At 69.8% G+C, this 23,144-nt stretch carries 21 protein-coding genes; 13 read left to right on the plus strand and 8 right to left on the minus strand.

Features of this window, described 5'->3' with window-relative positions; translation table 11 throughout:
* Positions 1-12: 12 nt before the first annotated feature.
* Positions 13-1,227, plus strand: a complete 1,215-nt coding sequence (locus JEQ17_RS01775; RefSeq protein WP_200393500.1) for an MFS transporter — start codon at positions 13-15, stop codon at positions 1,225-1,227.
* A gap of 147 nt (positions 1,228-1,374) precedes the next feature.
* Here the strand turns inward: JEQ17_RS01775 and JEQ17_RS01780 are convergent, their stop codons facing one another.
* From JEQ17_RS01780 to JEQ17_RS01805, 6 genes are read right to left on the minus strand one after another with little or no spacing between them, the layout of a single operon-like run.
* Positions 1,375-2,964, minus strand: a complete 1,590-nt coding sequence (locus tag JEQ17_RS01780) for an ATP-binding cassette domain-containing protein (RefSeq protein WP_200393501.1) — start codon at positions 2,962-2,964, stop codon at positions 1,375-1,377.
* Positions 2,961-4,697 (minus strand): ABC transporter ATP-binding protein/permease, encoded by a 1,737-nt coding sequence (locus JEQ17_RS01785; protein WP_200393502.1) that lies wholly within the window; start codon positions 4,695-4,697, stop codon positions 2,961-2,963. The genes JEQ17_RS01780 and JEQ17_RS01785 overlap by 4 nt, the downstream gene beginning before the upstream one ends.
* The gene (locus tag JEQ17_RS01790) at positions 4,684-4,914 is read right to left on the minus strand and encodes a hypothetical protein (protein ID WP_200393503.1); all 231 of its coding nucleotides are present in this window, start codon (positions 4,912-4,914) and stop codon (positions 4,684-4,686) included. Before JEQ17_RS01790 ends, JEQ17_RS01785 begins: the two co-directional genes overlap by 14 nt.
* Entirely contained in the window at positions 4,911-5,912 is a 1,002-nt protein-coding gene (locus JEQ17_RS01795) for a cytochrome d ubiquinol oxidase subunit II (protein WP_200393504.1), read from the minus strand. Before JEQ17_RS01795 ends, JEQ17_RS01790 begins: the two co-directional genes overlap by 4 nt.
* Positions 5,909-7,327, minus strand: a complete 1,419-nt coding sequence (locus JEQ17_RS01800) for a cytochrome ubiquinol oxidase subunit I (protein ID WP_200393505.1) — start codon at positions 7,325-7,327, stop codon at positions 5,909-5,911. Before JEQ17_RS01800 ends, JEQ17_RS01795 begins: the two co-directional genes overlap by 4 nt.
* Before the next feature lie 42 nt (positions 7,328-7,369).
* On the minus strand, positions 7,370-8,848 hold the full coding sequence (locus tag JEQ17_RS01805; protein ID WP_234047998.1) for an MFS transporter: 1,479 nt from the start codon (positions 8,846-8,848) through the stop codon (positions 7,370-7,372).
* Positions 8,849-8,949: 101 nt separating this feature from the next.
* Between JEQ17_RS01805 and JEQ17_RS01810 the strand changes: the two genes are divergently transcribed.
* The 3 genes from JEQ17_RS01810 to JEQ17_RS01820 all read left to right on the plus strand — a co-directional run bounded on the left by JEQ17_RS01810 (position 8,950) and on the right by JEQ17_RS01820 (position 11,268).
* Positions 8,950-9,459 carry a MarR family winged helix-turn-helix transcriptional regulator gene (locus JEQ17_RS01810; protein WP_200401242.1) on the plus strand — a complete coding sequence of 170 codons (510 nt, stop codon included), beginning with the start codon at positions 8,950-8,952 and terminating at the stop codon, positions 9,457-9,459.
* A 454-nt stretch (positions 9,460-9,913) separates the two neighbouring features.
* A complete protein-coding gene (locus tag JEQ17_RS01815) occupies positions 9,914-10,585 on the plus strand; it encodes a glycoside hydrolase family 11 protein (protein WP_234047999.1) in 672 nt (223 codons plus the stop codon).
* Entirely contained in the window at positions 10,582-11,268 is a 687-nt protein-coding gene (locus JEQ17_RS01820; protein WP_200393506.1) for a polysaccharide deacetylase family protein, read from the plus strand. Before JEQ17_RS01815 ends, JEQ17_RS01820 begins: the two co-directional genes overlap by 4 nt.
* Positions 11,269-11,461: 193 nt before the next feature.
* Here the strand turns inward: JEQ17_RS01820 and JEQ17_RS01825 are convergent, their stop codons facing one another.
* Positions 11,462-11,968: a MarR family winged helix-turn-helix transcriptional regulator gene (locus tag JEQ17_RS01825; protein ID WP_200393507.1), complete on the minus strand. Its 507-nt coding sequence runs from the start codon at positions 11,966-11,968 to the stop codon at positions 11,462-11,464.
* Between the two features lie 101 nt (positions 11,969-12,069).
* Between JEQ17_RS01825 and JEQ17_RS01830 the strand changes: the two genes are divergently transcribed.
* A complete protein-coding gene (locus JEQ17_RS01830; protein WP_234048000.1) occupies positions 12,070-13,209 on the plus strand; it encodes an ABC transporter substrate-binding protein in 1,140 nt (379 codons plus the stop codon).
* A 371-nt stretch (positions 13,210-13,580) separates the two neighbouring features.
* Positions 13,581-14,861 carry an MFS transporter gene (locus tag JEQ17_RS01835; protein WP_200393508.1) on the plus strand — a complete coding sequence of 427 codons (1,281 nt, stop codon included), beginning with the start codon at positions 13,581-13,583 and terminating at the stop codon, positions 14,859-14,861.
* 170 nt (positions 14,862-15,031) lie between these two features.
* Here the strand turns inward: JEQ17_RS01835 and JEQ17_RS01840 are convergent, their stop codons facing one another.
* Positions 15,032-16,018 (minus strand): LysR family transcriptional regulator, encoded by a 987-nt coding sequence (locus JEQ17_RS01840; RefSeq protein ID WP_234048001.1) that lies wholly within the window; start codon positions 16,016-16,018, stop codon positions 15,032-15,034.
* 121 nt (positions 16,019-16,139) lie between these two features.
* On the opposite strand from JEQ17_RS01840, the gene JEQ17_RS01845 reads away from it, so the two are divergent.
* The 7 genes from JEQ17_RS01845 to JEQ17_RS01875 all read left to right on the plus strand — a co-directional run bounded on the left by JEQ17_RS01845 (position 16,140) and on the right by JEQ17_RS01875 (position 23,082).
* Entirely contained in the window at positions 16,140-17,120 is a 981-nt protein-coding gene (locus JEQ17_RS01845; RefSeq protein ID WP_200393509.1) for a fumarylacetoacetate hydrolase family protein, read from the plus strand.
* Entirely contained in the window at positions 17,117-18,088 is a 972-nt protein-coding gene (locus tag JEQ17_RS01850; protein WP_200393510.1) for a cyclase family protein, read from the plus strand. The genes JEQ17_RS01845 and JEQ17_RS01850 overlap by 4 nt, the downstream gene beginning before the upstream one ends.
* A gap of 84 nt (positions 18,089-18,172) precedes the next feature.
* Positions 18,173-19,336 carry an FAD-dependent oxidoreductase gene (locus tag JEQ17_RS01855; protein ID WP_200393511.1) on the plus strand — a complete coding sequence of 388 codons (1,164 nt, stop codon included), beginning with the start codon at positions 18,173-18,175 and terminating at the stop codon, positions 19,334-19,336.
* Positions 19,333-20,358, plus strand: coding sequence for an amidohydrolase family protein (locus JEQ17_RS01860; RefSeq protein WP_200393512.1), 1,026 nt, complete (start codon positions 19,333-19,335; stop codon positions 20,356-20,358). Before JEQ17_RS01855 ends, JEQ17_RS01860 begins: the two co-directional genes overlap by 4 nt.
* 11 nt (positions 20,359-20,369) lie before the next feature.
* On the plus strand, positions 20,370-21,308 hold the full coding sequence (locus tag JEQ17_RS01865) for a VOC family protein (protein ID WP_200393513.1): 939 nt from the start codon (positions 20,370-20,372) through the stop codon (positions 21,306-21,308).
* 56 nt (positions 21,309-21,364) lie between these two features.
* Positions 21,365-22,336, plus strand: coding sequence for a fumarylacetoacetate hydrolase family protein (locus tag JEQ17_RS01870; protein WP_200393514.1), 972 nt, complete (start codon positions 21,365-21,367; stop codon positions 22,334-22,336).
* Positions 22,333-23,082, plus strand: coding sequence for an SDR family NAD(P)-dependent oxidoreductase (locus JEQ17_RS01875; protein WP_200393515.1), 750 nt, complete (start codon positions 22,333-22,335; stop codon positions 23,080-23,082). Before JEQ17_RS01870 ends, JEQ17_RS01875 begins: the two co-directional genes overlap by 4 nt.
* Positions 23,083-23,144 lie beyond the last annotated feature (62 nt).

Below are 23,144 nucleotides of genomic sequence, written 5' to 3' on the forward strand. Positions count from 1 at the left end.
GCACACCTCTTGATGGACCCGGCCACGCGCCGCCGCAGGGCGGCGCTGTTCCTCTTCTTCCTCATACCCGGCCTGTCGATTTCCTCATGGGTGACCCGGACACCAGACATCCGGGACCAACTCGACGTCTCCACCGCGCAGATGGGCATCGTCCTGTTCGGGCTGTCAGTCGGATCCATGATCGGCATTCTCAGTTCCGGAACGCTCGTGGCCAGGTTCGGCACCCGGCCCGTCATGGGTGCCGCGACGCTGCTGATCATCCTCAGCATGGCGGTGATCGGCCTCGGGACCATGCTTTCCTCCGCCCCGGTGACCACCGCCGGACTGTTCCTCTTCGGTGCCGGAATGGGCGGTGGAGAGGTCGCGATCAACATCGATGGCGCCGAAGTCGAACAGATCACAGGACGGACGGTACTGCCCACGCTCCACGGCTTCTTCAGCCTGGGAACCGTCGTCGGGGCCGCGCTGGGGATCCTGTGCACCGCTGTCTCCTTCCCGGTGCAGTGGCACCTGACCGCCATGGCCGCCGTCACGGCAGCCATGTTCGCCTACGCCTTCCGCGCCATTCCCCACGCGGTCGGCAAGACCCGAGACGACAGCTCGCAGTCCGACCCGAGGACCACACAGGCCCCGTTGCGGGTCTGGAAGGACCCACGGCTGTTGCTGATCGGTGGGGTCATCCTGGCCATGGCACTGGCCGAGGGTTCCGCCAACGACTGGCTGCCCCTGCTCATGGTCGACGGCCACGGCGTTGACCCCGCCCTGGGTTCAGCCGTGTACACCGGCTTCGCCACCGCTATGACCATCGGCCGTTTCGCCGGCGGATTCCTCATCGACCGCCTCGGCCGCTCCCCCGTCGTCCGAGCCAGCGCCATCTGCGCGACCTGCGGAATCGCCGTTGTCGTCTTCGCCGACTCGGCCGTCCTCGCAGGCGCCGCCGTTCTCCTCTGGGGCCTGGGAGCCTCACTCGGCTTCCCGGTCACGCTCTCGGCGGCCGCGGACTCCGGGCCCAACTCAGCCGCGCGGGTCAGCCTCGTGGCGATGATCGGCTACGTCGCGTTCCTCGTCGGGCCGCCCTGTCTCGGTTTCCTCGGCGATCACTACGGCCTTCGCGCTGCCATGATCGTCGTCCTCGCCTTCACCGCCGTGGCGATCATCCTGGCCCCTGCTGTCGGCAGGCGCTCCGTCGCGTCCACTCCCGCCACCGAGCCGACAGCCCAGCGGTGAGAGGTGGCTGCATCTCGAAGGACGCAGCAGCGCGTAGCCGCGTCCGCCGTTCGGATCGACCGCAGGTCATGCGCGCGGCGGTGGAGCCGGCCGAGGAACGCCCGTAGATGTTGTCCTGGGCGGCTTCGCGGAGGGATCGTGTTGTGGTCATGGTGCCTCTTGAGGGGTGTGGTCGAGCGGCAGCCGGGTCACCTGCCCGGCCGACTCGAGGCAGATCGGTACGTCGTGCAGGGCGAGGACAACGGTGGTGTCGGGCAGGTCGGTGAGGATGCGCAGTACGTGTGTGGCGGTTCGGTCGTCCAGGCCCGTGGTCGGTTCGTCGACGATCAGGACGTGCGGGTGGCGGGCCAGGGCCCGGCCCAGGTAGACCCGGCGGAGTTCCCCGCCCGAGAGTTGCCTCCCGCCTGGACCGACTGGGGTCCTGGCCGTCAGTCCGCTGTCGCTCAGACGCAGTTCGGCGAGGCGTTCGTCGATCTCGTCGTCGGTCAGGGCGGCGTCGGCGAGACGCCAGTTGGATCCGAGTGTGCCGGTGAAGAGGTGGTCGTCGGCGGCCACGGCCACGACGGCGGGCCGGCCCTCGCGGCCTTCGGTCGCTTGCCGCAGCGACGAGGCGAGGGCTCGGAGCAGGGTGCTCTTGCCGCTGCCGGAGCGGCCGGTGACGACGAGCATCGCGCCTCGGGCGACGGTGGCACCGAGGACGCGCCCCGGCCGGAGGGCCGTCGGCGGAAGGAGGTAGCCGGCGAAGCCGATGCCCTGCTCGGTGGACCATGACCGCATCGCCGGAACGGTGGGGTCGCCCGCCATGACCGGGACGCTTGTCGTGAGCCTGCGGTGTGCGGCCTTCGCGGCGGCTCGGGCATCGACGGCATGCGCCAACTGTTCGGCCTGAGCCAGCACGCCGAGTGACAACAGGACGATGCACACGAACGTGGGAGCATCCGGGGCGCTGCCGGCAGCAGCCGTGGCGGTCAGCGTGGCCGTGCCGGTCAGGCCGGTGGCCAGCGTGGTCCCATGCCTGCGCCGACCGACCACTTCCCGTGCGGTGTCGAGTCGGGTGAACCTCGCCCTCGTACGCACCGCGAGCTGCTGGGCGGCGCCGAGCGATGCCAGTTCCGTCCAGGCGTCGACGGCGGTGACTAGTTCGGCGCGCAGCGCCTTGCGGGTGTGCTGCTCGGCTTCGTGGGCGGCACCGGGCGCACGGTGGGCGATCACCGCCATGATGACGACGCCGGCCGCGAGTACGGCTGCCGGCACGACCGACGTGGACACCGCGACGGCGAGGACGGCACCGACGGTCAGCACGGCGGTGACGGCGACGGGGGTTGTGCACTCGATCAGCGCCATTCCTGCGCTGTCGGCGTCGGCCATGCTGCGGTCGAGCAGTTCACCCGACCAGAGGCGGTCCTCCTGTGCCCGTTCGGTGGCCGCGGCGCGGCCGAAGAGACCGGCTCGGGCGGTGGCGATCCGGCGCAGGGCGGCCGCGTGCAGCACCAGACGCTTGCTGTAGTTGCCGGTGACGCGGGCCATGGCGAAGGCACGCACACCGCCGCTGGGGGCGATGTAGGAGAAGGAGCTGAAGGTGGCGGCCCCGGCGACGGCGCAGGCACTGATGAACCATCCCGACAGACCGAGCAGTCCGGCGGAGGACAGTTCGGCGGCGACCGCGAGCACCAGTCCGCCGGCTGCGAGGGAACGCGCCCGCCGGCCACGGGCGTTCGGGCTGCGGCTGCCGCTCATCGCGCGTTCACCGGCCTCGCGTCGTGCAGGACGCCGTCGTCGATCGCGAGCACGGTGTCGGCCGCGGCGGCCAGCGTGAAGGAGTGGGTGGCGATGACGACCGTGCAGCCGTCGGTGGCCCGCCGCAGCGCTTCGACGACCTCGCGTTCGCTGTCCGCGTCGAGGTGGGCGGTCGGCTCGTCGAGCAGCCAGAGCCGGGCTCCGCGCAGAAAGGCGCGGGCGATGGCGATCCGGCGGGCTTCCCCCGTCGACACGCCCCAACCGCCCTCGCCGAGCCGGGTGTTCAGCCCCTCGGGGAGGTCCTCGATCACGGCGCTCAGCCCGGCGGCGTCGACGGCCTGCCGGATCTGCTGCTCGGCGGCTCCCGGACGGCCGAGGCGGATGTTGTCGCGGACGGTCGCGTCGAGCAGCACGGTCTGCTGTCCGACCCAGGCGCATCCGCCGAGTGCCGGCGCCTGCCGTTCGGACGAGGTCTGCCACCGGACCGAGCCGGCCGACGGTCGGCGCAGGCCGGCGATCAGCGACAGCAGTGTGCTCTTTCCGGATCCGGAGGCACCGGTGATCACGGTCCAGGTGCCGGGCGGGAACTCGGCGTCGGCATGGATGGTGTCGTGGTCGGCGCCGCCGTAGCGGAACCGGACCGCTGTCAGCGACACACCGACCGGCTCGGTCAGCTGCGGAGCGGCCGCTCGGGCGACTTCGGCGGGGGTGTCCTTGACGATGTCACGGATGGTGGCGGCCGCGATCACGGCGCGCTCCCGCCGGTGGAAGGCGGAGGCCCTGGCGCGCATCGGGGCGAAGTACATCGGACACACCAGCAGAACCAGCAGACCGGTGAACAGGTCGAGCCTCGGGGCGTGCGGCACCTGCACATAGCCGAGCAGCGACAGACCGATGTACGTGGCGTTCACCGCGATGGAGAAGGTGATGACGACGTCCATGACCATCCCGGACAGGAAGGCCCGGCGCAGCACGCTCATCGTCGCCTTGTTCAGCTGCTCGGCGGCCGTGGCCAGCGTTCGGCTGCGTCGGCCGACCGCACCGAGCTCGCGCAGCGTCCGCATGCCACGGAAGCTGTCGAGGACGACGGCATTCAGGTGCCGGGTCGCGGCCGACTGCCGGTCCGCGCCGTGCTGGGCGAACAGTCCCGCCAGGCGCATGTTCAGGGGCAGCAGCGCGGTGGTCAGGACGAGCACGATCGCAGCCGGCCAGTGCACCGCGGCCGTGACCGCCAGTACGGCGGTCATCGACAGCGGTGCCGACCGATTCAGGGGCACGGTCTGCGCGTGGAAGTCGGCGACGTCGTCGGCCAGGTCGACCATCGCCCACGCGGCCTCGGCAGGGCCGGTCTCGCTGATGCGCCCGGCAGTCGGCAGCAGAGCACCCGTCAACTGCTGGCGCAGGCCGGTCGCGACGGCACGCGCGCCTCGCTCGGCGAGCGTGCCCGCCGTCCAGCCGACGCCCACCACCAGCACGCCCGTGACGGCGATTGCCACCAGGCCCCACCTCTCGTGCGCCCTGGCCCGGTCCATCACGGCTTGGGCCGTCCACGCCAAGGCGCCCCAGCGGGTGATCGTGAACAGTGTCTCCAGTGTCCGGAGGACGCCCGACAGGCGGAGCCAGTGCCGCCCGGGCGCGGCGCATGCGGTGAGCCATGCGTCGTTGTCCTGCCCCTTTCCGACGGCGCCCGCATCACTCGCCCCGTACGTCTCGTACATCTCATTCGTCGTCATGAGGGCGGCGCTCGTCGACGATCCACGCGATACCACCGGTCAGAGCGATGGCGATCATTCCCAGAGTGGTCAGCAGTTGCGAGTGGATCTGCCGGTAGCCACCGAACATCCCCTGGCAGACGAAGTAGGCGAGCAGGCCCAGCACGGTCCAGGCGACCGCGGAGAGTAGACGCAGCACGACACGGACCGGTGCAGGGAGTGAGCTTCGGGCGGTCATGAGTGCACTCCCGCGGCATCGAGCTTTCCGGCGAAGGCGCGGTGGGCGAACACGTTGTAGGCCAGCACCAGGGGCATGTTCAGGCCGATGCCCACGAGGATGAAGACCATCGTGGGGTGCGGGCCGACCGCACCGTCGACGGTGAGACCCGGCGGTACGAGCACCGGGTAGCGGGCCACGCCCAGGGCGAGGAACACGGACACCGTCGCGATCACGAGTCCGCCGAGCGGCAGAGTGTCCGCCGCCCCGGACTGCCGCTTCCACGGGAACGTGACGAGCGAGGTGGCCGCTCCCCCGGCGGCGAACAGCAACAGGACAGCGAACGCGAAGGCACGCCCCGGGCTGTCGAGGTTCAGCGGTGCAGCGGTGGTGTCGACGGTTACGAGGACAATCACCAGCAGGACTCCGGCGACCGCCGTGGCGATCGCACCCCGTCGTGCCGCCGACTCCCGCAGCAGCCCGGAGGACTTGTGCTTGGTGTAGGCGTAACCGAGAGCGGTGTACGCGGCCGTGACCGCGAGCCCCGACAGCACGCAGAACCAGCTGAAGGCCCCGAAGGCCGACCCTGTGTAGACGTCGCCCCGCAGATGTACCGCCGAGGTCAGCGTCCCCAGGGTGAAGCCCTGCGCGAACGACGCCAGCAGCGATGCCACGCCGAAGGCGGCGGTCCAGCGGGGAGCCGGCGGCGCCTGGGAGGCCATCTCGACACTCACGCCGCGCACGATGAGGGAGAACAGCAGCACGGTCATCGGCAGGTAGGCGTGCGGCAGGAGGGTGCCGAAGGCAAGGGGGAAGCCCGCCCAGAGCGCGACGCCGAGCAGGATGAGCCAGGTCTCGTTGCCGTCCCAGCCCACCGCGACGGACTCCAGCATGTGCCGCCGATGTGCGGGGTCGCGTTCGAAGAGGGTGGCCACGCCGACTCCGAGGTCGTAGCCGTCCAGCACGACGTACATCAGGAGACAGACGAGTACGGTCGCCGACCAGAGGGTCGTGGTCATCGCGCCGCCACCTTCCGCGAGCCGAGCGGCACGGGAAGCTCCCGCGGTACGCCGTCCTTCGCGGCGCCGGTGTCCGGCAGGTTCCCCGGTGGAGGTTGCCGCCCAGGGTCGTCGCGTTCCGGGCCGATGCGCATCGTGCGGACGATGTAGACGACGTAGGCCACCAGCATGATCAGGTAGAGCACGGAGAAGCCGATCACCGAGAACAGGACTTCCCCGGGTGCCAGCCGGGACACCGCGGCCGACGTGCGGAGCTGCCCGAACACGATCCACGGTTGGCGTCCCGCTTCGGCGGTGACCCAGCCCCCGAGGATGGCCAGGATCCCCACGGGTGTCGTCCAGAGGACGAACCGGTGGAAGCGGCGCGCGGTCCACAGACGGTTGCGCATGCGCAGGACCGTCGCGGCGAACGCCGTGCCGAACATCAGCACGGCCGCCAGGAACATGACGCGAAAGCCCCAGAAGGTCGCGGCCATGTCCGGCCGCTCGGCGGCCGGAGTGAGCTTCAGCCCCGGCATGGCCGTCTTGCAGGTCAGGTCCTTGGCGATGTAGCTGCCGAGGCAGGGAATGTCGAGCTCGGCGATGTTCCGCGCGGCTTGCTGGTCCGAAACGGAGAACAGGACGAAGCCGGTGTCACCGTTGTCCCAGTTGCCTTCGATCGCCTCCAACTTGGAAAGCTGGCGGGGCAGTTCATGCCCGGCCACACTGTCGCCGAGGTAGAGCTGAACGGGCATCAGCAGCGCGGCGATCCCGAGCGCGATCGACATCGAGCGGCGGGCGAAGCCCTTCGCACGCCCCTTGACCAGGTACCAGGCCGAGATCCCGGCGACGAAGAAGCTCGCCGAGATCAGCACGGCGGCCAGCATGTGCGGCCAGCGCCAGATGAACGACGGGTTGAAGATGACGCGCATCCAGTCCGTGGGCTCGAACTGGCCGTGGACGACCTTGAATCCGGCGGGAGTCTGCATCCACGAGTTCGCCGCGATGATCCACGTGGACGACAGCACGGTACCCACCGACACCATCACGGTGGACACGAACATCGTGCCCCTGCGAACGCGGCCGTCCCCGTAGAGCAGGACACCGATGAAACCGGCCTCGACGAAGAAAGCCGTCACGACCTCCATGCCGATGATCGGCCCGATGATCGGGCCCGTCTTCGCGCCGTACACACCCCAGTTGAGACCCATCTGGAAGGTGATGACGGCGCCGGCGACGACGCCGATCGCGAAGCCCACGGCGAAGATGCGCCGCCAGAACCGGAACATCTGCAGGTAGACCGCCCTGCCGGTACGCCAGTACAGGCCGTAGACGACCGACAGGAAGATCGACAGACCGACGGTGATCGCCGGAAAGGTCATGTGGAACATCACGGTGATGGCGAACTGCCATCGCGACAAGTCGAGAAGACTCATCACTGCTCCCTTTCATAAGGGCGGATCTTCGTGAGGGCGGGTTCAGGCGTCGACGACGGGAGTGGCGGCCGGCGTGGCCTTGTCGAAGCGCGGCAGGGCGGCGGCGCCGACCGCGAGCAGGGCGACGATGCCCATCTGCACGTACTCGACTCCGGCGAAGGCGTGGGCGACGTTGTGCGGGGCCAGCGCCAGATAGAGGGTGCCGAGGGTGGCCACGCCGAGCGCCAGTCCGCTCTGCTGCAGGGTGATCAGCACGCCGCTGCCGATACCGGCCATGTGCGTGGGAACGTCGGCGAGCACGCTGCGGAACAGGCCGGCGAACAGCATCGACTGTCCGGCACCGACCAGGGCCAGCGGCACGGCCATCGCCCACAGGCTGACGTGCGGCCAGTTCCCGAGCAGGACCGCCACCAGCGAGACGATTCCGGCGAGTTGGACGACGGCGCCGGAGGACAGTGCCGCCCGCCCGTACCGTGTGATCAGGCGGGGCGCGACCAGTGAACCGGCGAAGAAGAGCAGGGCCATCGGCAGGATCGCCAGCCCGCTGTGCAGGGCGTCGACGTGCAGACCGTTCTGGACGGTGAGAGCGAAGACGAACATGAACGCGCCGAAACCGATGCTGAAGACGAAGACCATGGCCAGGCCGCGGGACATCGACGGCAGGCGCAGCAGGGACGGCGGCAGCAGCGGGACCTCACCGCGCCGCTCGGTGCGCTTCTCCACAACGTAGGTGGCGACGCCGAGGACGACTGCGACGGCGAGCATCAGCCAGGTCCACCAGGGCCAGCCCAGGGAGTGCCCCTCGGTCAGCGGCACCAGCAGGGCGGTCAGAGTGGCGGCGAACAGCACGGTGCCGGGCAGGTCGATACCGACAGGGTGGTGCGAGCGGGTATCGGGCACGATACGGGCCGCCACGATCAGGACGACCACGCCGATGGGTACGTTGACCAGGAAGATCGGACGCCAGGAGGTGCCGGCGATGTCGGCACTGACCAGCAGGCCGCCCACCAACTGTCCGACCACGGCGGCGATGCCGGAGGTCGCCCCGTAAAGGGCCACGGCACGAGCCTTGCGCTCTCCTTCGAGGGCGTGATGGAAGGTCGCCAGCACCTGCGGGATGAGCAGGGCGGCGGTGGCGCCCTGGACGATGCGGGCCGCGATCAGCGCACCCACGCTCGGGGAGACACCGCAGGCCAGCGAGGCCAGTACGAAGCCCACGAGCGCGCCCAGGAAGATACGCCGACGGCCGTAGCGGTCGCCCAGCCGGCCGCCGAGGACCAGCAGGGTCGCGTACGCGACGCCGTACCCGGCGATCACCAGCTCCAGCGACGAGGCGGAGGCGTGCAGCGAGGAGTTGATGCTGGGCAGGGCCACGTTGGTGATGAAGAAGTCCATGATCGGCAGGAACGCGCCGGCCAGCAGGATGAACACCCCGGCCGGGTGCAGGCCGCCGGCGTGGGCCGTGGCATGCGGGGAACGTGCCGCAGCCCCGGTATGCCGCGAGGAAGTGCTTGTCGTCATGACAGCCCCCAGAAGACTGTAGTTATGAGACTATAACTATGAGCTGATAACGAGTATGCACCCATAACTACTACCGGACAACCCCGTACCCTGGAGCCGTGATGGAGGACCAAGCGCACCCGACGAACTCGACGGCCGCACCGGACCACGAGCGGCGGTGGGCCGAACTGGCCGATCTCGTGCTGATCATCAGCCGGGAGGTCCAGTTTCGCGGATACGCCGACGAGAGAGCCATCCCCCTCTCACCGTCCGAGGGCATGGTGATGCGCTACCTGCAGCGCGAGCCCGACGCCCCGCCCAGCCGCATCGCCGACGCGACCGGGCTGCAACGCACCAACCTCTCCACCGTCCTGGGCGGACTCGAGCGCAAGGGCCTTGTCGAGCGACGCACCGACCCGGGCGACGGCCGCGGCGTCACCGTCCACGCCACCGAACTCGGACGCACCAACTACGCCCTCGTCCGCCGGGAATGGGCCACGGCCGTCTCCGACGCCGCCAACCACGACACCGAACACCTCGACGCCGCTCTCGCCCTGCTCACCGCCGTGGAGAGCGGACTGACCACGTCTCGGCCACGAAACCGCGCCACCCGTCCGGCAGCAGGAACCTGACCGGGCGATCGCGTGCCGAGCGAGGCCGACACAGCCGACGGGCACTGACACCCGCCCACTCCAGGCGTGGCGCCGAGAGTGTGCCACTCGCAGTCGCTGCCACAACTCGCCAGCCGAGCGCGCGCATCACGCCTCACTACCCCGACCACAGAGTCAGATCGGGCCGCAGGCCGTCTTCCGCCAAAGCATCCTCCAGGAGGATCCCGTTGAGGTGGAGGCGTTCGAAACATTCGAAGCCGCAATCCATCTATTTGATCTCTGGTGAACAGACATCACCGCCATGACGGCATCGGCGAACCAATTGATGGCCACCACCTGGCATTATCGCGGTCATAGACATCTAGATCCTCCGCGAATGTTTCGCGATCAGGGGCGAAACTATTGACGCTTGACGAGTGCAGGTCAACACTGTTCGACCAAACCCCCGCCCATGGAAGACGGAGGAAACCCGCACATGAACCTCTTACCTGCACAACCGAGCCGTAGGCAGACCTGCGCCATGATGCTGGGCGCCGCGACCGCGCTGGCCCTGCCCGGCACAGCCCGCGCCGACACGGTCGTCACCACGAACCAGACCGGTACCAACAACGGCTACTACTACTCGTTCTGGACCGACGCGCAGGGCACGGTCTCCATGAACCTCAGCTCCGGCGGCAGCTACAGCACCACCTGGAGGAACACCGGGAATTTCGTCGCCGGCAAGGGCTGGAGCAACGGCGGCCGCAGGACCGTGTCCTACTCGGGCTCGTTCAGCCCGTCCGGCAACGCCTACCTGTGCCTCTACGGGTGGACGTCCAACCCACTGGTCGAGTACTACATCGTCGACAACTGGGGCACCTACCGGCCGACGGGAACGTACAAGGGCACTGTCACCAGCGACGGCGGCACGTACGACCTCTACCAGACGACGCGGTACAACGCCCCGTCGGTCGAAGGCACGAAGACCTTCAACCAGTACTGGAGTGTCCGGCAGTCGAAGAGGACCGGCGGCACCATCACCACCGGCAACCACTTCGACGCCTGGGCGCGAGCGGGAATGCGCCTCGGCAGCTTCAGCTACTACATGATCCTCGCGACCGAGGGGTACCAGAGCAGCGGCAGCTCCAACATCACGGTCTCGGCATGAGCACCCGAACACGTCTCGCGTTACATCCCCTGCCGACGACGCTCGCCGCCGTCGCACTGGTCGCCGCGGGCACGCTCACCGTCAACGCCGCCCCGGCGCAGGCCGCCGCCTGCAACGGATACGTCGGGCTCACCTTCGACGACGGCCCGTCCGGCAACACACCGGCCCTCCTCAACGCGCTCACGCAGAACAGGCTGCGGGCCACGATGTTCAACCAGGGGCAGTACGCCGCCGCCAACCCGTCCCAGGTACAGGCACAGGTCAACGCCGGTATGTGGGTCGGCAATCACAGCTACACCCACCCGCACCTGACCCAACTCGGCCAGGCGCAGATCGACTCGGAGATCTCCCGGACCCAGCAGGCGATCGCGACCGCGGGCGGCGGTACGCCGAAACTGTTCCGGCCGCCGTACGGCGAGACCAACTCGACGGTGAAGGCAGTCGAGGCCAAGTACGGTCTGACCGAGATCATCTGGGACGTGGACTCACAGGACTGGAACGGCGCCGGCGCGGATGCCATCGTGCAGGCCGCCGGGCGCCTCAGCAACGGGCAGATCATCCTCATGCACGACTGGTCCGCCAACACGCGGGCCGCGATCCCCCGTATCGCGCAGGGGCTGACCGCCCGCGGCCTGTGCGCCGGCAGGATCTCCCCGCAGACCGGCCGCGCCGTAGCCCCCTGACAGTCGGTCCGGCGCCCCCTGTACGACCTCTGCGCACCACCCATCAGGTGTGCCGCCCCGGCGACATGCCCACCGCGACGGCCGGCCTCGCGCCGGCCGTCGTCTTCGTGTCGGCCATCGTCCTCGTGTCGGCTTCAACCGCGCGCTGTCCGCAGCCCGGGCACCGGTCCGGTCGTGCCTGACGAACGCCGCCCTACCGTCGGCGCCAAGGCAGTGGCTCCTGGTCGTCGCCGCCCGCGTCCATGCGTTGCAGTGCGGCGTTGATCGCCTCGCCGATGTCGGCGAGCTGGCCCACCTGCTCAGGGGTGAGCGTGTCGAAGACCGCGCGGCGTACAGCCTCGACGTGGCCCGGGGCCGCACGCTCCAGGAGCTCCAGCCCCTGCGGGGTGAGGGCGGCGAGTTGGTTGCGGCGGTTGCCGGGATCCTCCCGGCGGCTGACGTAGCCGGCCTCCTGGAGGCGGGTCACCGCATGGGTGAGTCGGCTGCGGGTGACCTTCAGTCGCTCGGCCAGCTCGGACATGGTCAGCGTGCGGTCCGGAGCCGTGGAGAGATGGGCCAGCAGGCTGTAGTCCGCATGCGTCATCCCCGCGTCCCTGCGGAGCTGTCGGTTGAGGTGATCGGCCAGGAGCGTGGAGAAGTCGATGTAGGCCAGCCAGGCCCGCTGCTCCTCGCTGTCGAGCCAGCGTGGCGAAGTGGTCATGGTCACACCCTATTCACTGGCGATTGAAGTTTCAAACGAACTAGCGTGCCCCTCATCGAAACGTTTGAGAGTTCAAACGTATAGAGCGAAGGGCAAACCTCGTGAAAATCAGCAAGAAGCAGGCGCTGAGCGCCACTGCCGTCGTCGTGGCCCTGACCCTGGGCGCCGCTTCCACGACCGCCATGGCCGATGCCCCCACGCACCACCACGCGCCCATGAGCGAGCAGGACCAGCTCGATGCCCTCTACCGGCAGGCCAAGGCCGAGGGCGGCAAGGTCACCGTCTACATGGGCGGCGACGCTCCAGGCCAGTGGGACAGCCTGGCCACCGCGTTCCGACAGCAGTTCCCCGATGTGAAGCTCAACCTGGTCACCGACCTGAGCAAGTACCACGACGCCCGGATCGACAACCAGCTCGCCACAGAGGGCCTCGTCGCCGACGCCGCCATCCTCCAGACCGCCCAGGACTTCGACCGCTGGAAGAAGCAGGGCAACCTGCTCCGGTACAAGCCGGTGGGCTGGGACAAGGTCTTCGCCAACGCCAAGGACAAGGACGGTTACTACACCGGCGTCTTCTACGGCGCCTTCTCCTACGTCGTCAACAGCAAGCAACTCCCGGCGAACCCGGGCGACTTCAAGGGCACCGACCTGCTCAAGCCCGCGTACAAGAACAAGCTGGTCCTGACCTACCCCAATGACGACGACGCCGTGCTGTTCGGCTACAAGCAGCTCGTCGACAAGTACGGGTGGAACTACCTGGCCCAGCTGGTCGAGCAGAACCCCAAGCTGATCCGCGGCGTGCCCGGCTCCGCCGCCGGAGTGGCGAGCGGCGACTACCTCGCCTCGATCGCCGTCGGCGGCGACGCACGCCCCAACGGCACACAGGTCTTCTCCGACACCGAGCGCTTCAACTCCTGGGCCCAGCGCGGCGCCATCTTCAAGGACGCCCCACACAAGGCCGGCGCCAAGCTCTTCATGAGCTGGCTCGGCTCCCGGACCGTGCAGAAGAATGCCATTGCCACCTGGACCTGGTGCGTCCGCGAGGACGTCAGCCCGCCGACCGGCCTCAAACCGCTGGCCTCGTACAAGAACACCGACCCGACGGCGTTCGCGAAGTTCATGTCCGACCGCGCGTCCGTCGAACGCTTCCGCTCCCAGGTCGAGTTGTACTTCGGCCAGGTCAAGGGTTCCGACCCCGGCGACCCCACGGACACCCTCGGACGCAGCCCCGGAGCCTTCTGACTGCTGCTCACACCACCCGGGAGCGGGCCCACCGTGACAGCGGCGGCGGACCCGCTCGCTCCATGTCCACGTCGTGGCCCGAGGCGCGGAGTGTGCCAGGACCCGGATGCAGCGCATCCACGGCGTGGATGAGCCGGATACGGGATTCGGATCGCGCGGAGGATGGCGACCGGGCGCCCGCCGACCCATAGTCGTCCCGGGTAGGGACAACCCGTGTCGTCCCGTCCCGGGTAGCGACAACCCACAGTCGTCCCGACCCGCATGCCGCTGTCCGGCCCAGCCGCCGACATGCGGCCGTCCACAGCATGCCGTGTGCCGCAGGCGCCCGTGAAAGGCATGCCCGCTCCCGTACACCGTCCCCTGGAGTCGCCATGCCTGGTTCCGTGTCCCCGTCCCCCGCGACGGTGGGTGACGCCGCACCGTCACCCGTCGCCGTCTCGGGCCCGGCCCATGTGCTGCGTGTGACCCTGCTGATGGCGGGCAGCTGTCTGCCGATCCTGGGCGCGGTGCTGATCGCCCCCGTGCTGCCGAAGATGCAGGACCACTTCGAGTCGGTCCCGGGGGCCAAGGCGCTGGTTCCCCTCGCGCTGACCGTTCCCGCGCTGTCGTTGGCGCTGCTTGCCCCGTTCGCCGGCGTGATCGTGGACCGGCTCGGCCGCAAACGCCTGCTGATCGTGGCGACCGTCCTGTACGCCCTGTTCGGCACGGCACCACTCTGGCTGGACTCCTTGGGCGCGATCATCGCCAGCCGCGCACTTGTCGGCGTCACCGAGGCCGCGATCATGACCTGCTGCACGACGCTGATCGGCGACTACTACTCCGGTCACCAGCGTGTGAAGTACCTCGCCCTGCAGACCATGTGCGCCTCCGCGTCGGCCACCGCCTTCTTCGTGGTCGGCGGCGCTCTGGGCGCGGCGGGTTGGCGCCTGCCCTTCTGGGTCTACGCCGTGAGCCTGGTGCTCGCCCCACTGATGGCCACCGCTCTGCCCAGCCCTGCGGCCCGCGCCGCCGCCAGCAGCGCCCGGGCCGAGACCGAAACGGCCGAGGCAGCGGCCCGACGTCCGTTTCCCTGGCGGCAGCTGGCGGGGATCTGTGCCCTCACCTTCTTCGGCGCGATGGTCTTCTACACGGTCCCGGTGGAGATGGCCTACCTGCTCGACGACATCGGTGTGGAGAACACCGGGGTGATCGGCATGGCCACCGCGATCGCGAGTGCCGCCACCGTGGCCGGTGCCGTCACCTTCGCCCGGCTGAAGCGCTCCCCCGACCCGATGATGCCGGCCGTTCTCGCGCTCTGTGCGGTCGGCTTCGCGGTGGTGTTCCTCGCGGGCAACGCCCCACTGGTGGTCGTGGGGGCGGTGATCAACTGTCTGGGTACGGGCATGTTGCTGCCCGCCCTCCTCACCAGTGCCATGTCCCGGCTGGCGTTCGAGGATCGCGGCCGTGGCACAGGGCTGTGGATGGCGGCCTTCTTCGGCGGCGAGTTCGTGTGCCCGCTGGTGCTGCTCGCCCTGGAGTCGGCGGTAGGCAGTCTGGCGGGGGCCGTGGGTGTGCTGGGCCTGGCCGCCGCGGTCGTCGCGGCGGGGCTGTCGGGTGCCCGGCGCCGCGCGGGCGCCGCGGATCCCCGGCCACTGCCCGAGCAGTTGGCCTGAAGCCACGGAAGCCGACGGGGCAGGGTGCCGAAGGCGGTGCCCCTGCCCCGTCGCGCGTGCCGACATTGCCGTCGTACCGGACGAGAACGAGGCCGACACGTACGGGATCCACTCTGCCGTTCCGTCCAGTTCTGCCAGGCCACCGACCACCGGCTGCCGCCGGGCCAGGCTCAGAGCAGGCCCGGCATCGACCCCGCGCCCTGTCCGGCGCGCACGGCCCCGTCCGTGCCGTGGCCTGCCTCGTCCGTGCCATGGCCTGTCAGTGTCGCGCCCACCTCCGCCGCCTTCCGCCGCAGCCAGATGTGGGCCGCGTCCTGGGCGTGCACCGGGTGCCACCACATCGCCTCCTGCACCGGTACGGCCTCGAAGGGACAGGGCAGGACGCGCACTGCGGCGGAGCGGACCGCCTTGCGTGCCAGGCGCTCCTGGATCATCGCCACCCGGCGGGTGCCCTCGACCATGTGCGGCAGCAGTTGAAAGGTCTGGACGGAGACCTCCACCTGAGGGCTGATGCCGAGCATGCTGAGCTGGCGGGCGGCCGGGGCGTCGTAGGGGCGCTGGTAGACGGCCCAGGGCAGACGGGCCAGCTGATCGAGGGTGAGTTCGTCACCGATCTCGGGGTGGTCGTCGGCGACCAGGCACAACCAGCGGTCCTGGTGGAGGTCGACGGCCGGGAAGCCGTCGATGACGCCGTGCGGCATCAGCAGTCCGTCGACGGTGCTCAGCACGGTGGCCGTGTTCTCCACAACCGAGGGCGCCGGGTGCTGGAAGGTGAGCCGGATGCCCGGCGCCTCGTGGTGCAGGACGCGGGCGAGCGCGGCACCGAACACGGCCGCCCCGTAGTCGGAGGCGAGCAGGGTGAACTCACGGGTCTCCGCGGCAGGGTCGAAGTCGGCCTGACTGGAGAAGACGCGCTCCAGCAGGTCGCACGCGGTGGCGCTGCGGTCCCGCAGCGCGGTGCCGAGCGGAGTCAGCTCGTAGGAGTTGCCGGTCCGGGCGAGCAACTCGTCGTCGAAATGGCGGCGCAACCGGGACAGCGCCGCGCTCATCGCCGGCTGGCTCAGCCCGATGCGCTCGCCGGCCCGGGTGACGTTGCGCTCCTCCAGCAGCGCGCGCAGGGCGATCACGAGATTCAGGTCGAGTCGGGACAGGTTCACCAGGCACCACCCATGCAAGCAATAGTCATCCACGCCATGGATAAGGCGCATCCACAGGATTGATTTCCGTGATTCGCCCAGCGGGGCCAGAGTAGACCGCAACTCCACGGGAGGACATCTCATGGCAACACTCGTGCAATCCGCAGGCCCTTTCGCGCTCGGCACGTTCTCGCTTCCGGACCGGGAGCCGTTCCCCGGACTCCTGGTCAAGGACCGGGTCCTGCACCTCGGCAAGTCCCTGGCCTCGGCGCCTTCCGGGATGCGCGCCGTGCTGGAGCGGTGGGAGGAAACCCTGCCCGTCCTGCACACGCTCGCGAACGAAGACGCCCTGGAGTGGCGCCCGTTGGACGGTCTGCGCGTGCACGCCCCCGTCGAGCCCCGCCAGATCTTCCAGTCCGGCGCCAACTACCGCCAGCACGTGATCGACCTGGAGGTCGCCCACCGCTCCCCCGACGACCCGCGCACGGTCGAGGAGGCACGCGCGGAGATCGCGGCGGTCATGGACCGGCGGGCCGCCGAGGACCTGCCGTACGTGTTCATCGGCCTGCCCAGCACCATCGCCGGCCCGTACGACGACGTCGTACTCCCTTCCTGGGCGAAGAAGCCGGACTGGGAGCTGGAGTTGGCGGCCGTCATCGCCAAGCCCGCCCACCGGGTGTCCGTCGAGGACGCGATCGAGTACGTCGCCGGCTACACCATCGCCAACGACCTCACCGACCGCGCCACCGTCTTCCGCCGCGACATGCCCGCCATCGGCACCGACTGGCTGCGCAGCAAGAACGCCCCCGGCTTCACCCCGCTCGGGCCCTGGATAGTCCCCGCCGAGTCCATCGCCGACCCCGGTGACCTTCGGGTCACTCTGAAGCTGAACGGCGACACCATGCAGGACGAGTCCACCAAGGACATGCTCTTCGGCATCGCGCGCCTGGTGTCGTACATCTCCCAGACCTCCCGGCTCCTGCCCGGCGACCTGGTGCTGACCGGCAGTCCGGCCGGCAACGGCATCCACTGGGGGCGGCTGCTGCGCGACGGCGACGTCATGGAGGGTTCGATCACCGGCCTGGGTGCGCAACGTACGCGCTGCGTGGAGGAGAAGTCATGAGCCTGGACCGCCACGACCCGGAAGGCGCCATCGCCGAGGCCGCCAAGACGTACTCCAACTGGGGACGCTGGGGCGAGGACGACGTGCTCGGCACGCTGAACTTCCTCGACGAGGCCAAGCGGCGCGAAGGCGCGGCGCTCGTACGCCGGGGCGTCAGCTTCTCGCTCGCGCAGTCCTTCGACATGAACGGCCCACAGAAGGGCTGGCGCCGGCGGACCAACCCCGTGCACACCATGCTCGACACGGGCACCGATGCGGCGCTTGGCAACCAGGGCCTCCCGCACGGCATCGGCGGCGCCGACGACGTGATCACGATGCCGTTGCAGTGCTCCACCCAGTGGGACGGCCTCGGGCACATCTTCGACCACGGCAAGGCCTGGAACGGACGCGATGCGGAGAAGGTCGTCACCTCCGACGGGGACCTGGTCACCGGCATCGAGCACATGGCCCCGTACGTGGCCGGGCGGGGAGTGCTGCTGGATGTCGCCCGGATCATCGGTGACGACGACGGTGAACCGGAGCTGCCGGACGGCTTCGCCATCACCGCGGGGCACCTGACCGCGACCGCCGAGGCCCACGGCGTGAGCGTCGGCCGCGGCGACATCGTCCTGGTCCGCACCGGACACCTCGCCCGCGCCCGGCGCGACGGCTGGGGCGACTACGCGGGCGGCCCCGCGCCCGGCCTGTCGTTCACCACCGCCGACTGGCTGCACGGCAGCGAGATCGCCGCGATCGCCACCGACACCTGGGGCTTCGAGGTCCGGCCGAACGAGTTCGAGCACGCCTTCCAGCCCCTGCACCAGATCGTCATCCCCAACATGGGCCTGCTGATCGGCGAGATGTGGGACCTCGACGCCCTCGCAGCGGACTGTGCGAGCGACGGCGTGTACGAGTTCTGGCTGACCGCGGCGCCGCTGCCCATCACCGGTGCCGTCGGCTCCCCGGTCAATCCCGTCGCAGTGAAATAGCCCGCGCAGTCGCCGGGCCCCGCACAAGAGCCACACCCCCGCCGCCCGAGGTCGCGCGGCCCACTCCCTGGAGGTACCCCCGACATGGCTGACAGCCCGACCCTCCCCCGTCCCCCGGCTCGGGGAACCCGCATCGTTCTAGTCGTCGGCGGAGGCACCTCCGGAAACGCCCTGACCATCCTGCTGCGCCGGGCCGGGATCACCGTCGACGTCGTCGAGGCGAGCCCCGACTGGAAGGCCTCCGCCGGATCCGGCATCACCCTTCAGGGCAACGCGCTGCGCGTGCTGCGCGAGGTGGGAATCCTCGAAGGCATCGAGAAGGACGGATACGCCGCCGACGGCGTCGCAATTCTCGCCCCCGACGGCACCGTGCTGCACGCCCACGAGGAACTCCGCACCGGCGGCGACGACCTGCCCGCCCACATCGGTATGCGGCGGCCCAGGCTCCAACAGCTCCTCATCGACCAGGTGCGCGCCTCCGGCGCCGACGTCCGCCTCGGCACCACCGCCACCGCCTTCCAGCAGGACGACGACGGCGTGGACGTCACCTTCTCGGACGGCACCGACCGCCGCTACGACCTGGTGGTCGGCGCCGACGGGCTCAACTCCACCACCCGCTCCATGATCGGCATCACCGACAGACCCGAACCCACCGGCATGGGCATCTGGCGCGCCCCCGCGCCCCGCCCGACCGGTGTCCGCCGCACCGAGATGATCTACGGCGGCCGCTGTTTCATCGCCGGGTACTGCCCGACCAGCGAGGACACGGTCTACACCTACCTCGTCGAACCGGCCCGCGACCGGGCCTCGCTGAACCCGGACGCGTACGCCGACGAGATGCGGGCGCTCAGCGAGGGCTACGGCGGAGTGTGGGAGGAGCTCCGCTCCGCGTTCACCGACCCGAAGGCCGTCAACTACACCTGGTTCGACCGGCATCTGGTGGAGGGCCCGTGGCACCGCGGCCGGGTCGTGCTCGTCGGCGACGCCGCCCACGCCTGCCCGCCCACCTTCGCCCAGGGCGCCGCGATGTCCCTGGAGGACGTCCTGGTCCTCGCCGAACTACTGACCAACAGGGACGCCTGGGACGAGCAGCTCCTCGCCGACTACCACGCCCGACGGCTGCCCCGCGTACGCATGGTCGTCGACGCCTCCGTCCAGCTCGGCCAGTGGCTGCTCGACGGGGTGCGCGACGCGGACGTACCCGGACTGATGGGCCGTACCCTGAACGCGCTCAAGGAACTCCCGTGACCGAGCCCCCCTCGATACCGACGATCGATGTTCACGCCCACCTGCTGCTGCCGGAGGTCGAGGAGGCCGTCGCCGGGCGGCCCGGCCTCGTCGAGGCCCAGGGCCTCGACGCCCGCCGCAACGGCTCGGCGGCCCTCGCCGTGAACGGTCCCATGGTTGGCGCACGGGTCCCGAAACTGATAGACGTCTCCGTGCGCCTGGCGGCCATGGACGCAACCGGCGTGGACGTCCAACTGGTGAGCCCCTCACCGAGCCACTACCACTACTGGGCCGAGCCCCAACTGGCCGAGCGGGTCTGCCAGTTGGCCAACGAGGGGACAGCCGCGCACTGCGCCAAGGCCCCGGACCGACTGCACGGCCTCGGTCTGATCCCGCTCCAGCACCCCGAGCTCGCCGTCGCGCTGCTCGACCACGCACTCGACCAGGGGCTGAGGGGCGTGGAGATCTCCTCACACGCGCCGGGGCGGGGCGGGACACGGGAGGTGGAACTCTCCGACCCGCGGCTCGCGTCCTTCTGGGCGCGCGCCGAGGAGACCGGCGCCCTGGTCTTCCTGCACCCGTTCGGCTGCACACTCGACGAGCGCCTGGACCGGTGGTACCTGTCCAACACGGTCGGCCAGCCCACCGAGAACGCCGTCGCCCTCTCGCATCTGATCTTCTCCGGTGTCCTGGACCGCCATCCGGGCCTGAAGCTGATCGCGGCGCACGGCGGCGGCTACCTCCCCACTCACATCGGCCGCTCCGACCACGCCTGGCGGGCCCGCCCCGACGCCCGGGACTGCGCCCGTGAGCCGAGCAGCTACCTGAAGCAGCTGTACTTCGACTCCCTCGTCCACGACCCCCATGTACTGCGGGAGCTGGTCCGCGCCGCCGGCCCGGGACGAGTCCTGCTCGGCTCCGACTTCCCGTTCGACATGGGCGCCGACGACCCGCTGGGCGCGCTGCGCGCCGCGGACCTGCCCATCGCCGACTTCCACTCCGTCCGCGGCGGAAACGCCGCTGCCCTGCTCAACCTCGCCTGAGGGAGGCCCCCATGAGCAACCGCCTGCTCACCCATCTGCGGCACGTCGACCTCGCCGTGCCCGACTACGACAAGCAACTCGACTTCTACGCCGGCGTCTGGGGCCTGACCAAGGTCGCCGAGGACTCCGGCATCTCCTTCCTCGCCGCCGAGGGCAGCCCCGAACAGTACGTCGTACGGCTGCGCAAGGCCGACGAGAAGCGCCTCGACCTGGTCTCCTACGGGGCGGGCAGCCCGGCCGACGTCGACACCCTGGCCGAGCAACTGCTCTCCCAACAGGTGCAGTTGGTCTCCCAGCCGGGCAAGGTGGACACCCCCGGCGGCGGTTACGGCTTCCGTTTCTTCGACGTCGACGGTCGCACCATCGAGGTCTCCGCCGACGTCGAGGCGCGAGAGCACCGCAGGATCGAGGAGAAGGAGTCGATCCCGGTCCGTCTGTCGCACGTGGTGCTCAACTCCCCCGACCTGAACAGGACGCGTGAGTGGTACGAGCGCCACCTCGGCTTCCGCCTGTCCGACACGCTGAGCTCGCCGCACATGGGCGAGGTCATGCACTTCATGCGGATCAGCAACCAGCACCACTCGATGGCCATCGCCCAGGGCCCGCACACCGCCCTGCACCACGTCTCGTTCGAGATGCGCGGCCTGGACGAGTACATGCGCGGTTCCGGCCGGGTGATGCGGGCCGGTTTCCAGAAGGTCTGGGGCCCGGGCCGGCACATGGCGGGCGACAACACCTTCACGTACTTCCTGGATCCGCACGGCAACACGGTCGAGTACACCACCGAGTTGGAAGAGCTGGACGAGGACACCTGGCACCCCCACGTCTACGACTTCTCCAAGCCCGAGGTCACCGACCAGTGGGGCACGGCGAACCCGATGAACGAGCTGGTCGCCAAGGAGTCGTTCAACGACGTCGACCGCGGAGTGTTCGTCGCCCCACCGGTCTGACCGCCGCCGCGTCCCCGGCTTCCGCACCACGCCTCCACACCGACAGGTCCTCTCCCATGCGTCTCGCCACGTACGAACACCACAACCGACATCAGGTGGCCGTCGTCCACGAGGACGGCACGCTCCGCCCCCTGCCCGGTGTGCGCTCCCTGACCGGACTGCTCGCCGAGGGCGGCGGCCTGCCCGAGTTGCTCGACGCGGGCCCCGAGCTGCTCTCCACCCCGGCCGGTCCCCACGTGTCCGAGGTGCGCCTGCTGCCGCCGCTCCAGCCGCCCACCATGCGGGACTTCGTCACCTTCGAGGAGCACGTCGAGGGCGTCCGGCGATCCGTGGACGGCACCGCCGGTGTCCCGGAGCGGTGGTACGCGGCCCCGACGTTCTACTTCGGCAACCCCTACGCCATGTACGGCCCGCACGACGACATCCCCATGCCGCCGGAGTCGAGCGTGCTCGACTTCGAGCTGGAGGTCGCCGCCGTGATCGGCAAGGAGGGTCGCGACCTCACCCCCGAGCAGGCCCGCGACCACATCGTCGGCTACACCGTCCTCAACGACTGGTCGGCCCGTGACCTGCAGTCCGCCGAGATGAAGGTCGGCCTCGGCCCCTGCAAGGGCAAGGACACCGCCACCACACTGGGGCCTTATCTGGTCACCGCCGACGAGTTGGAGAAGTACCGCGACGCGGACGGTTTCCTGCGTCTGGCGCTGACGGCGGAGGTCAACGGCGAGACGATCGGCGAGGACCTGCTGTCCAACATGAGCTGGACCTTCGAGGAGATGGTCGCCTACGCCTCCCGGGGCACCGTCGTCCGGCCCGGGGACGTCCTCGGTTCCGGGACCTGCGGCAACGGCGGCTGTCTCGCCGAACTGTGGGGCGTACGAGGCAGACAGGACCCGGTGCCGCTCAAGCCCGGCGACACCGTGGCCCTCACCGTCGAGGGCATCGGCACCGTCTCCAACACCGTGGTCCCCGGCCCTGCCCCCCTGCCGGTTCCCGTCGCCCGGCGCCGCCCGCGGGAGCGGCCGTGACCGACCTCCGCTCCAAGCCACTGCTCGGCAAGGTCGTCGTGGTCACGGGCGCGGCCGGTGGCCAAGGCGCAGCGGAGGCCGACGCACTGACCCGCGAGGGCGCCCAGGTGATCGCCACCGACGTGACGGAGGCACCCGGCTGCCACCGCCTCGACGTCACCAGCGAGAACGACTGGGCTGAGCTCGCCGCGGAACTGCGCAAGGTGTACGGGCAGGTGCACGGCCTGGTCAACAACGCGGGCGTCACCTGGCGTGCCCGAATCGACGACGTACGCCCCGAAGACATGGCCCGGGTCCACGCGGTCAACGTCACCGGGCCGCTCCTGGGCATCCAGCACCTGGTCCCGCTGATGGGCCCGGGGGCGTCGATCGTGAACGTGGGTTCGTCAGCGGCGCTGACCGCCCACTACCCGGTCGCGTACACGGCCAGCAAGTGGGCGCTACGCGGACTGTCGAGGACCGCCGCCATGGAACTGGGGCCCCGTGGCATCCGCGTGAACCTCATCCACCCCGGCTTCATCGAGACGGACATGACCGCCTCCGCGGCACCCGCGTTCCGCGAGGCGAACGTTCGCGGGACACCGCTCGGCCGCACCGGAACCGTCGACGACATCGCCCCGCTCGTCACGTTCCTCCTCTCCGACGACGCGTCGTTCATCACCGGCGCCGAGATCCCCGTCGACGGCGGCCTCACCGCACACGGCGGGGCCAAGCAGATCTCGGACGCCCTGCGCCCCGAGGCCTGAACCAGTGACGACGTACGCATGACGCGGCAGAAGGGCCCGGGGTGGCTGCCATGAGAGCAGAG

Source organism: Streptomyces liliifuscus (assembly GCF_016598615.1).
GTDB classification, from domain to species: Bacteria; Actinomycetota; Actinomycetes; order Streptomycetales; family Streptomycetaceae; genus Streptomyces; species Streptomyces liliifuscus.